Here is a 12,729-nt window from a genome sequence, read left to right as displayed (position 1 = left end):
CGTTTGGACGGTTCCGCGTGTAATGCGATTCCGAATAACACGCCTTTCCGTCCAAACCGCCGGCCGGGGCCACGGGGCGCGCGTGGCGCGGGGCGCGAGGGGCGCGGGGCGCGCGTGGCGCGGGGCGCGAGGGCGCGGGGCGCGCGGCGGCGAAGTGCGCGCTTCGGTGGCTATGTCGGGGTGGTGAAGCAGCCCGGGTGCGCACCTTGGCGCAGAGGGGCGCACCTCGCCGTTGATGGTGTCCGGGACGGGGGCCGCCGGGACGTGTCAGTGGTCGGCGGCGTCCCAGTCGCGGCCCAGACCGAGGGAGACCTCGAGGGGTACGTCCAGGGGGTATGCTCCGCCCATCTGCTCGCGGACGAGCGCTTCGAGGGTGTCGCGTTCGCCGGGGGCCACTTCGAAGACGAGCTCGTCGTGCACCTGCAGGAGCATGCGGGAGCGGAGCTTGGCTTCGCGGATGGCCTCGTCGACGCGGAGCATGGCGACCTTGATGATGTCGGCGGCGCTGCCCTGGATGGGGGCGTTGAGCGCCATCCGCTCGGCCATCTCGCGCCGCTGGCGGTTGTCGGAGGTGAGGTCGGGCAGGTAGCGGCGGCGGCCGAGGACCGTCTCCGTGTAACCGTCCAGGCGCGCCCTGGCGACGACCGACTGCAGGTAGTCGCGCACGCCGCCGAAGCGGGAGAAGTATCCCTCCATGAGGGTGCGCGCCTCTTCGGTGGGGATGCCGAGCTGCTGGGACAGGCCGTACACGCTCAGGCCGTAGGCCAGGCCGTAGTTCATGGCCTTGATGCGGCGGCGCTGCTCGGGGACGACCTCCTCGATGGGCACGCCGAACACGGCCGACGCGGTCACCGCGTGGAAGTCGGCACCCGTGCGGAACGCCTCGATGAGCTTCTCGTCGGCCGACAGGTGCGCCATGATGCGCATCTCGATCTGGCTGTAGTCGGCCGTCATGAGGCTCTCGAAGCCCTCGCCCACGATGAAGGCGCGCCGGATGCGGCGGCCCTCCTCGGTGCGGATCGGCACGTTCTGCAGGTTGGGGTCGGTGCTCGACAGGCGGCCGGTGGCCGCGACCGTCTGGTAGAAGGTCGTGTGGATGCGCCCGTCGGGGCTGACCGACTTGAGCAGGCCGTCCACGGTCGACTTGAGCTTGGCCACGTCGCGGTGGCGCAGCAGGTGCTCCAGCAGGGGGTGGCCGGTCTGCGCGAACAGGCCCTGCAGCGCCTCGGCGTCCGTCGTGTACCCCGTTTTGATCTTCTTGGTCTTGGGCAGGTCCAGCTCGCCGAAGAGGATCTCCTGCAACTGCTTGGGCGAGCCGAGGTTGAACTCGCGGCCCACCACCGCGTACGCCGCCTGGGCAGCCGCCTTCACCTCCGCCGCGAAGGTGGCCTCCAGGTCCGACAGGTAGTGGGTGTCGGCGCCGATGCCGGCGGCCTCCATTGCCGCGAGCACGTCGACGAGCGGCTGCTCCACCTCGGCGAGCAGCCGGGCCGAGGAGCCGCCGTCGCGGTCCAGCTCGGCACGCAGGGCGTCGGCCAGGTCGAGGGTGGCGCGGGCGCGCAGCATGAGCTGCCGTTCGGCGGCATCGCTGTCGAGGCCCAGCCCGTCCAGGGTCGGCTGGGCGTGGTCGGTCTCCTCCACCCGCAGCTCCCGCTGCAGGTAGCGCAGCGCGAGGTCGACCAGGTCGTAGGAGCGCTGGTCCGGGCGGGCCAGGTAGGCGGCCAGCGCGGTGTCGGTCGCGACGCCCCGCAGGTGCCAGCCGTGTGCGGCCATCGCGAGCAGGGCCGGCTTGCTGTCGTGCAGGACCTTGGGCCGGGTCGGGTCGGCCAGCCACGCGGCGACGGCCGCCTCGTCGGCCTCGTCGAGGGCCGCCGGGTCGAACCAGCCCGCCGGCCCGTCCGCCGTCGCCACGGCGACGCCGGTCAGCGACCCCGTGCCCCGGCCGAACGTGCCGGCGACCGAGACGCCCACGGCGACACCGACGGGCGCGTGGGTGGCCAGCCAGCCGGCGACCGTCCCGGCGTCCAGCACGACACCGTCAAGGTCGAAGCCCGCCTCCGCCTCCGGCTCGACCGCGTCCAGGTACTGGTAGAGGCGGTCGCGCAGGATCCGGAACTGGAGCGTGTCGAAGACCTGGTGGACCGCCTCGCGGTCCCACCCGTGCCAGGCCAGGTCGGTGGGGCCGACCGGCAGCTCAAGGTCGTCGACGAGCCGGTTGAGCTCGTAGTTGCGCAGCACCCCGGCCAGGTGGGCGCGAACGTTCTCGCCGGCCTTGCCCTTGATCTGGTCGACGCCGGCCACCAGGCCCTCGAAGTCACCGAACTGGTTGATCCACTTCGCGGCGGTCTTCTCCCCCACACCCGGCACGCCGGGCAGGTTGTCGCTGGACTCACCGACCAGTGCGGCGATGGCCCGGTAGTGCTTGGGGGGCACCCCGTAGCGCGCGGTCACGGCCGCCGGGTCCATCCGGACCACCTCGGACACGCCGCGCTTGGGGTAGATAACCGTGCAGTCGTCCGTGACGAGCTGGAACGTGTCGCGGTCACCGGTGCTGATGAGCACCTGCATGCCCGCCTCGCAGCCCTGCCGGGCCAGCGTGGCGATCACGTCGTCCGCCTCGTACCCCTCTTTTTCGATCACCGGGATGCGAAGCGCGGCGAGCACCTCCTGCACGAGGCTGACCTGGCCCTTGAAGTCCGAGGGCGTCTCGGACCGGTTGGCCTTGTATTCCGGGTAGGTCTCCGTGCGGAACGAGCGGCGCGACACGTCGAAGGCCACGGCGATGTGGGTGGGCTTCTCGTCGCGGAGCGCGTTGATGAGCATGGACGTGAAGCCGTAGACCGCGTTCGTCGGCTGGCCCGTGGAGGTGGAGAAGTTCTCCACGGGCAGCGCGAAGAAGGCGCGGTAGGCCAGCGAGTGTCCGTCGACCAGCAGGAGTCTCGGCTTTTCCGTCACGGGCCTACCCTAGCCCTCACGTCCGACGAAACTAGCCGCCCAGGTACGCCTTGACGATGTCGTCATCCTGGCGGAGTTCGGCGGCCGACCCGGCCAGCTTGAGCGTGCCGGACTCCAGCACGTAGGCCCGGTCGGCGATGCCCAGTGCCGCCAGCGCGTTCTGCTCCACGAGCAGCACGGTGGTGCCCTGCTCCCGGATCCGCTTGATCGTGTCGAAGATCAGATCCACGAGTACGGGCGCCAGGCCCATCGACGGCTCGTCGAGCAGGAGCAGCTTCGGCCGGGCCATGAGCGCCCGGGCGACGGCCAGCATCTGCTGCTCGCCGCCGGACATCGTGCCGGCCTTCTGCGCGATGCGCTCCCGCAGCCGCGGGAACAGTTCGAGCATCCGCTCCTTGTCGGCCGCGATCTCCGCCTTGTCCTTGCGCAGGAAGGCGCCGAGGTCGAGGTTCTCCGACACGGTCATCTTCGGGAAGATGCGCCGGCCCTCCGGCGACTGGGCGATGCCCAGCCCCACGATGTCGTGGGCGTTGATCCCGTCGATGCGCCTGCCCAGGAACGTGACATTGCCCTTGCGCGGCTTGAGCAGGCCCGAGATGGTCCGCAGGGTGGTGGACTTGCCGGCGCCGTTGGAGCCGATCAGTGTGACGATCTCGCCCTCGTTGACGTCGATCGTCACGCCCTTCACCGCGGCGATGTTGCCGTAGTAGACGTGGATGTCATTCAGCGTCAGCATCGGCCCTGTCGCGCCCGTCATGCCGCCACCTCGCTTCGCCCGGCGTCGCCGTGACCGACCCCGAGCTTGATGATGCCCTCGCTCCGCTCGGTCATGCCCCACTCTCCTTGCCCGCGGTGCCCAGGTACGCCTCGATGACCCTGTCGTTGGTCCGGATCTGCTCGGGCGAGCCCTCGGCGATCTTCTCGCCCCGGTCGAGCACCGTGATGTGCTCGGACACGCGCATGACCACGCTCATGTCGTGCTCGATGAGCAGCAGCGACAGGCCCTTCTCGTCGCGCACCCGGTGGACGAACTCAGTGAACTGCGCGGACTCGCGCGGGTTCATGCCGGCCGTCGGCTCGTCCAGGAGCAGCACCTTCGGCCTGAGCGCCAGTGCCCGGGCGACCTCCAGGCGACGCTGGTCGCCGTAGGAGAGGTTGCGGGCGTACTCGCCGGCGGTCTTGCCGATGCCGACGAAGTCGAGCAGCTCCAGGGCGGTCTCGTGCGCCTCCTTCTCCTCGCGGCGCTGCCGCGGGGTACGCAGGACGGTGCCGAAGACCCCGGACTTCAGGTGGCTGTGCATGGCCACCTTGACGTTCTCCTCGGCGGTCATGAGGCCGAACAGCCGGATGTTCTGGAACGTGCGCGCGAGCCCCAGGTCGGCGACCCGGTGCGGCGGCAGCCCCGTGATGTCACGCCCGCCCAGCAGGACGTACCCGGCGGCCACCTTGTACAGGCCCGTGAGCGCGTTGAAGAACGTGGTCTTGCCCGCGCCGTTGGGACCGATGAGGCTGACGATGCCACCGTTGGGCACGGTGAAGTTGACCCCGTTGACGGCGATCAGGCCGCCGAATTGCACCTTGATGCCCTCGGCGTGCAGCGCCGCCGCCGGCGCGTCCGGCACCACCGGTCCGGTGGGTTCCACCGCCGCGGTCATGACCGCTTCCCTTCGTCCGTCGTTGCCTCGCCCGCCACCTCGACGTCGGGCAGTGCCTCCAACTCCGGTGCCTGCGCTTCCATGTCGGCGCCCAGCGACTCCGCCTCGGTGCGGCCCGGCTCGCGCAGCACCAGCCGGGTGCGCGCTTCAGGCAGGATGCCTTCGCGCCGGAACAGCATCATCAGCACCAGCACAGCACCGAACAGCAGGAAGTTGAAGCTCGGGAAGTCGATATTGGTCCCGAAGGACTCGTTGAACGCGTTGCCGGCCTGCGGCAGGCCCGTCGAGTTCACCCACGAGATGGCGAACGCGCCGAGGATGACGCCCCAGACGTTGCCCATGCCGCCGAGTACGACCATCGCGAGCAGGATGATCGAGATGTCGAACTTGAAGCGGTCGGGCAGCACGCCGTTGATGTGGATGGCGAACGCCGCGCCGCCGAACCCGCCCGCGATGGCGCCGACGGCGTAGGCCGACAGCTTGGTGCGCATCAGCGGTACGCCCATGGCGCTGGCGGCCAGTTCGTCCTCGCGGATGGCCAGCCAGGCCCGGCCGAGCCGGCCCTCGCGCAGCCGCAGCGACACGAACACGATGATCACGACCAGGAAGACGAAGATCACGTACTTGGAGAGGTGATCGAAGACGCCGAGGTTGCGGAAGCCGACGCCGCTCTTGTCGAAGGCCGCGGCCTCCACCGGGTCCACCGGCAGGATGCCCTTGGTCCCGTTCGTCAGGTTGAAGCCGGTCTGCAAGAAGTTGTCGCCGTTGTAGAAGAGCTGCGGGATGATCTCACCGAAGCCCAGCGTGACGAGGGCCAGGTAGTCGCTGCGCAGCCGCAGGGTGGGCGCACCGATGAACACGCCCATGAGCGCGCATAACGCCCCCGCGATGACCAGGACTATCCAGAAGTTGATATGGATGCCGCGCTGTCCGGCGGGGGCCGTGCCCAGGATGTTGATGTCGACCTGCTGGAAGAACGCCGACATCAGCCAGCCGACCGTGTACCCGCCGATCGCCCAGAAGGCGACGAAGCCCAGGTCGAGCAGGCCGGCGTAGCCGACGACGATGTTGAGGCCGAGCGCGCACATGATCCATACGAGCGACTCGTTCATCGAGGCGATGGACAGCCAGCGCTGGACCCACGCCTTGAAGTCCGGGTCGACCGGACCGTAGTAGACGAAGTAGTAGAGCGCGAACAGGGCCAGCGCGGCGATGGCGAAGCCCAGCGGCCACCGGGCCGAGTGGGGCAGCGCGAAGCGCCGGCGGGTCGGTGGTACGACGGACATGGTTTCGCTGCTCACGCCTACACCTTCTCCCCGACGGAGCTACCCAGCAGGCCGGCGGGCCGGAACACCATCACCAGGATGAGGATGGTGAAGACCACGGTCGCCGAGTACTTCTGGCCGAGCCCGACGCCGTCGTTGATGCCCTGGATCAGGCCGATGAGCACGCCGCCGAGCACGGCGCCCGGCAGGTTGCCGATGCCGCCCAGCACCGCGGCGGTGAAGGCCACGAGGCCGAGCTGGAAGCCCAGGTCGTACCGGGTCGTACCGATCGTCTGCTGGTACATGACGCCGGCGACGCCCGCGAGCGCGCCGCCGACCGCGAAGGTGAACGAGATCGTGCGGTTGACGTTGATGCCCATGAGGCGGGCCGCGTCCTGGTCCTGCGCGGTGGCGCGCATCGCCTTGCCCGCGCGGGTCTTCGTGACCACCCAGGTGAGCAGGAGCAGCACCGGGATGGTCACCGCCAGCACCACGAAGAAGGTGTAGCGGATCTCGACGCCGGCGATGTTGAGCGCGCCCTGCGGGAGCAGGCTCGGCCACCCCGTCTTCTGCATCGAGCCGTTCCACTTCAGGCCGACCCACTGCAGGATGAAGCTGATGCCGACGGCGGTGATGAGCGGCGCCAGCTTGGGCGCGCGGCGCAGCCGCCGGTACGCGAAGAACTCGATCGTCACGTTGATGCTGGCGCAGAACGCGGCGACGGCGACCAACGCGAGAATGAAGGACAGCCAGCCGACCAGGCTCACGCCGGTGACGGTCTGGCCGAGGATCGTGACGAGCACCAGCCCGCTGAACAGTGTGCCGAGCATGAACAGGTCGCCGTGGGCGAAGTTGATCAGCTCGATGATGCCGTAGACGAGGGTGTAGCCGAGCGCGATGAGCGCGTACAGGGCGCCATTACTGAGTCCGGCGACCGCCGACGAGAAGAACAGGACGGGCTCGGTCGCGATCTCCCAGCCGAGCCAGATAACCGTCGGGACGATGATGGCGATCGCCGCTGCCCAGTACGCGTACGTCCGGATCTGTTGTCCCAGACGTGGGCGCGGGTTCGCGGCCACGGATGTTGTCACGGGGTGCTCCTACGTTCCGCCGGCCAGGGGTAGTGCCGGGTCAGGCGCCGCCGGTGCGGCACCCCGGGAAGGGGTGCCGCACCGTCGGCGTGGTGACTGTTTGTCAGGGAAGCGGCCAGGGCTTGACGAACTTCTCGGCACCGGAGGTCATCTGCAGGACCGAGAGGTCGCGCACGTTGATGTCACCGGTCGCCGGGTCGATCTTCAGATCCTTGCCCAGCACCGCGTCGGCGGCGGAGATGCTGATGCCGGCGCCCGAGAAGACCTGCGAGTTGACGCCCTTGCGGGTGCCGTCCGACTTCTCGATCGCGGCCAGGATGACCTGCAGGGCCTGCACGCCGTAGAGGACGTACGAGCTGGCCGGCTCCTTGCCGTACTTGGCGGCGTAGTCCGCGAGCAGCTTGGAGCCCTTGCCACCGGCCGACTTCAGCTGCGAGGCGTCGAGGCCCGCGAAGGTGAGGTAGGTGCCCTCGCCCGCCGGGAGCTTCTGGAAGTCCTCGTAGCCGGTGAAGCCGTCGGGGCCGATCAGCTTGACGGCGCCCTTGTTGTCACCGAGGACGGCCACCTTGTCCTTGACGAGCTGGCCACCGTTGTTGTCGTAGATGCCGCCCAGGTAGACGCAGTCGGCGCCGGCCGACTTGATCTTCTGCATGAGGGCGGTGTAGTTCGTGGCCTTCGCGTCCCACGCTTCGTTGGCGAGCACCTGGATGCCCTGCTTGGCGGCCTCGTCGGCGAACGCCTTCGCGACACCCTGACCGTACGTCTGGTTGTCGTTGAGGACGAAGCACTTCTTGACCTGGAGGTCCTTGGAGGCGAACTGCGCCGCGGCCGCGCCCTGGTAGTCGTCAGTGGTGATGACGCGGGCGTAGCTGCGGGTGCCCGACGGGAAGAACTTCTCCGGCTCGCCCGGCTCCCACGCCTTCGTCAGGCCCGGGTTGGTGTTCGCGTGCGACACCATGAGCAGCGGGCCGTCGGGGGCCTGGTTGAGCGTGCCCACCTGGAGCTTCGCGCAACCCGAGTTGTAGGTGCCCATGACCGCGACCTCGTCAGCGTTGTTCACGTGGTCGGTCGCGTTCTTCGAGCAGGTCGCGTCGTCCCAGCCACCCTTTGCGGCGGTCGAGTCGTCGTATTTCTGCAGCTTGACCGTGTAGTTGCCGGCCTTGCCGCCAATCTGGTCCAAGTACAGCTGCATCGCGTTGTACGTCGCCTCGGACGTGTCCGCGGAAGCGCCCTGGAAGGGCAGGTCGACGCCGATGATCAGGGTCTTGCCCCCCGAGTCACCGCCCGTCTCGTTCTCGCTGGCGCAGCCTGCCGCCACGAGGGCGATAGCACCGAGCGCCGCTACGGCCTTCAACCGCCTGTTCATCCACATCCCTCTCACTCGTCTTACGCCGGCTGGCCGGGGGTGGTGACTCCGACCCGCTGGTCGCGTGCCGCGCCAGGCCGACGGGAACTGATCCTTCAACTGGGAGGTTTCCGCAGCGTTTCCGCCCGGCCACTTGGTGATCTCGTGGCGTGGGTGGGCACGTGATGACCACGACGATCGCGGTCCTCCTGTCCGGGTCGGTCCTGCCGGCGAGCCGCGGGCAAGCATTACGCTGCCGCGTCGTGCGGCCGAACGTAAGCTGCGTCACATTGGGTGTCAAGCATTGCGACCGGCCGGAAGGCAATATCAACCAAGCCGTGACACAGCTGTGGCCGGGGTGACGCGACACCCCGGCCACAGCCGCATAATCTCCGGGCTAACGCGGCCCGGGCGCGATGATCACTGGCTCTGGGACCCCGAGCCGGGCAGATCCTCCGCGAGGATGCGATCGGCGACCTCGCGCATGGTCATCCGGTGGTCCATCGCCGTGCGCTGGATCCACTTGAACGCCTCGGGCTCGTTCATCGCGTACGCGATCATGAGCTTGCTCTTGGCGCGCTCGACGGCCTTGCGGGTCTCCAGCCGGTCGGTGAGCGAGGCGACCTCGGCCTCCAGCGCGGCCACCTCGGCGAAGCGGGACAGCGCCACCTCGATGGCCGGGACCAGGTCGGTCTTCTGGAAGGGCTTCACCAGGTACGCCATCGCGCCGGCGCTGCGGGCGCGCTCGACGAGGTCGCGCTGGCTGAACGCGGTCAGGATGACGACAGCGGCAAGCCGGGGGCCGGCGATCTTCTCGGCGGCCGCGAGGCCATCCATGATCGGCATTTTGATATCGAGGATCACGAGGTCGGGGCGGAGATCCTCGGCCAGCTTCACCGCGGTCTCACCGTCGCCAGCCTCGCCGACGACGTCGTAGCCCTCCTCGACGAGCATCTCGCGGAGGTCCAGCCGGATCAGCGCCTCGTCCTCGGCGATGAGCACCCGACGGCTCTGCACCTCGGTCACACGTACCCCCAGAGCATCAAGATCATGTCGTCGGCCTCGGGTTGATGCCGGTGCGCCTAGACTAACGGTTACGCTATTGCAGCCCTCGTCCCCGTATCCCAACCGGCAGAGGAACGGAGCTCAAACCTCCGACAGTGTGGGTTCAAATCCCACCGGGGACACAATCGCCTCAGCTTTTCGGACATCGTCACGGCTGGAAGCGGTATCCCATGCCCGGCTCCGTGAGCAGGTGGCGTGGCCGCGCCGGGTCGTCCTCCAGCTTGCGCCGCAGCTGGGCGACGTACTGGCGCAGGTACTGCGTCTCGTTGAGGTACGTCGGGCCCCACACCGCCTCCAGCAGCTCGCGGTGCCCGACGAGGGCGCCGGCGCTGCGGGTCAGCACCTCCAGCAGGCGCCACTCCGTGCGGGTCAGGTGCTGGGTCGCCGCGCCGTGCCGAGCGACCCGGGCCGCGAGATCCACCTCGTACTGCCCGATGCGGTACGTGCCGGGCGGCTGCGGCGTCCCGTGGCGGCGGACGACCGCCCGCATCCGGGCCAGCAGCTCGTCGATGCCGAACGGCTTGGTCACGTAGTCGTCCGCCCCCGCGTCGAGCGCGTCCACCTTCTCCGGGCCGCTCGCGCGCCCCGACAGCACGAGGATCGGCACGGTGCTCCACGCGCGAAGCCGCCGGATCACCTCGACGCCGTCCATGTCGGGCAGGCCCAGGTCGAGGACCACCAACTCCGGGTGGCCGGACGCGGCGGCGGCCAGCGCGGCGGCCCCGTCGGCCGCGCCGATCACCTCGTACCTGTGGGCGCGCAGGGTGATCCGCAGGGCCCGCAGGATCTGCGGCTCGTCGTCGACCACGAGCACCCGGGTCACGGCGCCGCCACCGTCGGCAGGCTGAGGATCATGGTGAGCCCGCCGCCGGGCGTGCTGTCCGGCTCCAGGTTGCCGCCCATGGCCTGCGCGAGGCCCCGCGACAGCGCGAGGCCCAGCCCGATGCCGGTGGCGTTGTCCCGGTCCCCGAGCCGCTGGAACGGCAGGAACACCCGGTCGCGGTCGGCCGGCGGGATGCCCGGCCCGTGATCGACGACGCGCACCTGCATGCGCCCATCGTGGACACTGGCCATGATCAGCGGGGGGCGGTCGGGCGGGCTGTAGCGCAGCGCGTTGGCGAGCACGTTCACCAGGATGCGCTCCAGCAGCGCGGGATCGGCGTACACCTCCGGCAGGTCGTCGGGGACGGCCAGGCGCACGTCGCCCGCCGCGTCGCCCAGATCGTCGACCGCCCGCGGCACGGCCTCGGCGACGCTGAGGGCCTGCGGGTGCACGCCGAGCGCGCCGGCCTGCAGCCGGCTCATGTCGAGCAGGTTCTCCACGAGCCGGGTCAGCTTGTCGATCGACTCCTCGGCGGTGGCCAGCAGCTCCTCCCGGTCCTCGGCCGGGAACTCCACGTCCGGACTGCGCAGGCTGCCCACGGCCGCCTTCGCCGAGGCGAGCGGGGTGCGCAGGTCGTGGCTCACGGCCGACAGCAGCGCGGCGCGCAGCCGGTCGGCGTCGGCCAGCTCGCCCGCCGCGGCGGCCTGCTCGGCCAGGCGCTGCTGGCGCAGCGCGATCGCGGCCTGCGCGGCGAACGCCTCGACGATGCGCCGGTCGGCCGCCGCGAGTGGCTCACCCCGCAGGACCAGCGCCAGGCCGTCATCCACGGGTACGTCCGTCTGGCCCTCGGCCGGCGCGGCGCAGGCGTCCCCCACGCTCGCCGCGACGGCCCACGCGGTCGGGTCCCGGCGCACGTCCGGCGTCAGCGGCTGGCCGGGGCGCAGTTCCAGCAGGCTCACCCCCGCCAGGCCGAACGTCTCGCGCAGCCGCTCCAGCAGCGCGGGCAGCGGCTGTTGCCCGCGCAGCACGCTGCCGGCGACGATGGCGAGCGTCTGCGCCTCAGCGTGCGCGCGGGCCGCCTCCCGGGTGCGCCGCGCCGCCAGGTCGACCACGGTGGCCACCGCGGCGGCGACGACGAGGAAGACCACGAGCGCGAGCACGTTCTCCCGCTCGGCGATCGTGAACCCGGCCAGCGGCGGCGTGAAGAAGTAGTTGATCAGTAGGAAGCCGCCCACGGCCGCGACCAGGGCGGGAGCCAGCCCACCGACCAGGGCCACCGCCACGACGAGCGACAGGAACAGCAGCATGGTGCTGGGCAGCGAGACGTCGGCACGCAACCGGTCCAGCACCACGGTCAGCAGCGGCAGGCCCAGCGCGGCGACCGCGAAGCCGGAAAGCCGCCGCCGCGCCGACAGGCCGCGGCCGGTCGCGGCCGACCGGCGGCCCCGGTTCGCCCGCTCGTGCGTGACGAGGTGCACGTCGATGGAGCCGGACGCGGCGGCCGTCGTGACGCCGACGCCGCGCGAGAACACCTGCGCGAACCGGCCGCGCCGGCTCGCGCCGAGGACGAGCTGGGTGGCGTTGACCCCGCGCGCGAAGTCGAGCAACGCGGTCGGCACGTCCGCGCCGACCACCTGGTGGTAGGTGCCGCCCAGGCTCTCCACGAGTACCCGCTGGCGGGCCAGCAGCGCGGAGTCCGCGCCGGCCAGCCCGTCGTTGCGGGCGACATGGACGGCGAGCAGGTCGGCGCCCTTGGTCCGGGCGGCGACGCGCGCGGCCCGGCGCACGAGCGTGTCGCCCTCCGGTCCGCCGGTCAGCGCCACCACCACCCGTTCGCGTGCCTCCCAGGTCGCGTCGATGCCGTGGTCGGCCCGGTACCGGTCGAGCTCGTCGTCCACCCGGTCGGCCAGCCACAGCAGGGCCAGCTCGCGCAGCGCGGTCAGGTTGCCGACCCGGAAGTAGTTGCCCAGAGCGGCATCGACCCGCTCGGGCCGGTAGACGTTGCCGTGCGCCATCCGGCGGCGCAGGGCCTCCGGCGTCATGTCGACCAGCTCGATCTGCTCGGCCCGGCGCACCACCTCGTCCGGTACGGTCTCCCGCTGCGGTACGCCCGTGATCTGGTGGACCACGTCGTTGAGCGATTCCAGGTGCTGGATGTTGACCGTGGTGAGCACGGTGATGCCCGCGTCGAGCAGCGCCTCGATGTCCTGCCACCGCTTGGTGTGGCGGGTGCCGGGCACGTTGGTGTGCGCCAGCTCGTCGACGAGGGCCACCTCGGGCCGGCGGGCCAGGACGGCGTCGAGGTCCAGCTCGGTGAACACCACGCCCCGGTGGGTCAGCTCCCGGCGCGGCACGATCTCGAGCCCGGCCAGCAGCGCCGCCGTGTTCGGCCGGTCGTGGGTCTCCACGAGACCGACGACCACGTCCGTGCCGCGCCGCGCGCGGCGGCGGCCCTCCTCCAGCATCCGGTACGTCTTGCCGACGCCCGGTGCGGCACCCAGGTAGACGCGCAGCTGGCCGCGTGCCATGG

At 70.4% G+C, this 12,729-nt stretch carries 9 protein-coding genes and 1 tRNA gene; 1 reads left to right on the top strand and 9 read right to left on the bottom strand.

The window, feature by feature from the left end:
* Nucleotides 1–267: 267 nt before the first annotated feature.
* The 7 genes from polA to ABD191_RS20265 form a co-directional block, all read right to left on the bottom strand.
* The gene (gene polA / locus ABD191_RS20295) at nt 268–2,955 is read right to left on the bottom strand and encodes a DNA polymerase I (RefSeq protein WP_344084281.1); all 2,688 of its coding nucleotides are present in this window, start codon (nt 2,953–2,955) and stop codon (nt 268–270) included.
* Between the two features lie 31 nt (nt 2,956–2,986).
* Nucleotides 2,987–3,712 (bottom strand): ABC transporter ATP-binding protein, encoded by a 726-nt coding sequence (locus tag ABD191_RS20290; RefSeq protein ID WP_425560784.1) that lies wholly within the window; start codon nt 3,710–3,712, stop codon nt 2,987–2,989.
* Between the two features lie 70 nt (nt 3,713–3,782).
* On the bottom strand, nt 3,783–4,610 hold the full coding sequence (locus ABD191_RS20285; protein ID WP_344084278.1) for an ABC transporter ATP-binding protein: 828 nt from the start codon (nt 4,608–4,610) through the stop codon (nt 3,783–3,785).
* Nucleotides 4,607–5,911 carry a branched-chain amino acid ABC transporter permease gene (locus ABD191_RS20280; protein ID WP_344084275.1) on the bottom strand — a complete coding sequence of 435 codons (1,305 nt, stop codon included), beginning with the start codon at nt 5,909–5,911 and terminating at the stop codon, nt 4,607–4,609. The genes ABD191_RS20285 and ABD191_RS20280 overlap by 4 nt, the downstream gene beginning before the upstream one ends.
* A 2-nt stretch (nt 5,912–5,913) precedes the next feature.
* The gene (locus ABD191_RS20275; RefSeq protein ID WP_344084272.1) at nt 5,914–6,966 is read right to left on the bottom strand and encodes a branched-chain amino acid ABC transporter permease; all 1,053 of its coding nucleotides are present in this window, start codon (nt 6,964–6,966) and stop codon (nt 5,914–5,916) included.
* A gap of 103 nt (nt 6,967–7,069) precedes the next feature.
* On the bottom strand, nt 7,070–8,332 hold the full coding sequence (locus tag ABD191_RS20270; RefSeq protein WP_344084269.1) for a branched-chain amino acid ABC transporter substrate-binding protein: 1,263 nt from the start codon (nt 8,330–8,332) through the stop codon (nt 7,070–7,072).
* Nucleotides 8,333–8,731: 399 nt separating this feature from the next.
* Nucleotides 8,732–9,337, bottom strand: a complete 606-nt coding sequence (locus tag ABD191_RS20265) for an ANTAR domain-containing response regulator (protein WP_344084266.1) — start codon at nt 9,335–9,337, stop codon at nt 8,732–8,734.
* An 87-nt stretch (nt 9,338–9,424) separates the two neighbouring features.
* Between ABD191_RS20265 and ABD191_RS20260 the strand changes: the two genes are divergently transcribed.
* A tRNA-Leu gene (locus ABD191_RS20260) sits at nt 9,425–9,498 on the top strand.
* A gap of 26 nt (nt 9,499–9,524) precedes the next feature.
* On the opposite strand, the gene ABD191_RS20255 is transcribed toward ABD191_RS20260, so the two are convergent.
* Nucleotides 9,525–10,199, bottom strand: coding sequence for a response regulator (locus tag ABD191_RS20255; RefSeq protein ID WP_344084263.1), 675 nt, complete (start codon nt 10,197–10,199; stop codon nt 9,525–9,527).
* Nucleotides 10,196–12,727 carry a sensor histidine kinase gene (locus ABD191_RS20250; RefSeq protein ID WP_344084260.1) on the bottom strand — a complete coding sequence of 844 codons (2,532 nt, stop codon included), beginning with the start codon at nt 12,725–12,727 and terminating at the stop codon, nt 10,196–10,198. Before ABD191_RS20250 ends, ABD191_RS20255 begins: the two co-directional genes overlap by 4 nt.
* Nucleotides 12,728–12,729 lie beyond the last annotated feature (2 nt).

Origin of the sequence: Luedemannella helvata, from assembly GCF_039528415.1 — a bacterium.
GTDB lineage: Bacteria > Actinomycetota > Actinomycetes > Mycobacteriales > Micromonosporaceae > Luedemannella > Luedemannella helvata.
The sequence above is the reverse complement of the archived record's forward strand: the minus strand, read 5'-3'. Positions and strand labels throughout refer to the sequence as shown.

Excerpts from the sequence above, each read along its gene's own strand:
- ABD191_RS20290 (WP_425560784.1), bottom strand. The coding sequence starts at position 3,712 with ATGACGGGCGCGACAGGGCCGATGCTGACGCTGAATGACATCCACGTC.
- ABD191_RS20285 (WP_344084278.1), bottom strand. The coding sequence starts at position 4,610 with ATGACCGCGGCGGTGGAACCCACCGGACCGGTGGTGCCGGACGCGCCG.
- ABD191_RS20270 (WP_344084269.1), bottom strand. The coding sequence starts at position 8,332 with ATGAACAGGCGGTTGAAGGCCGTAGCGGCGCTCGGTGCTATCGCCCTC.
- ABD191_RS20250 (WP_344084260.1), bottom strand. The coding sequence starts at position 12,727 with ATGGCACGCGGCCAGCTGCGCGTCTACCTGGGTGCCGCACCGGGCGTC.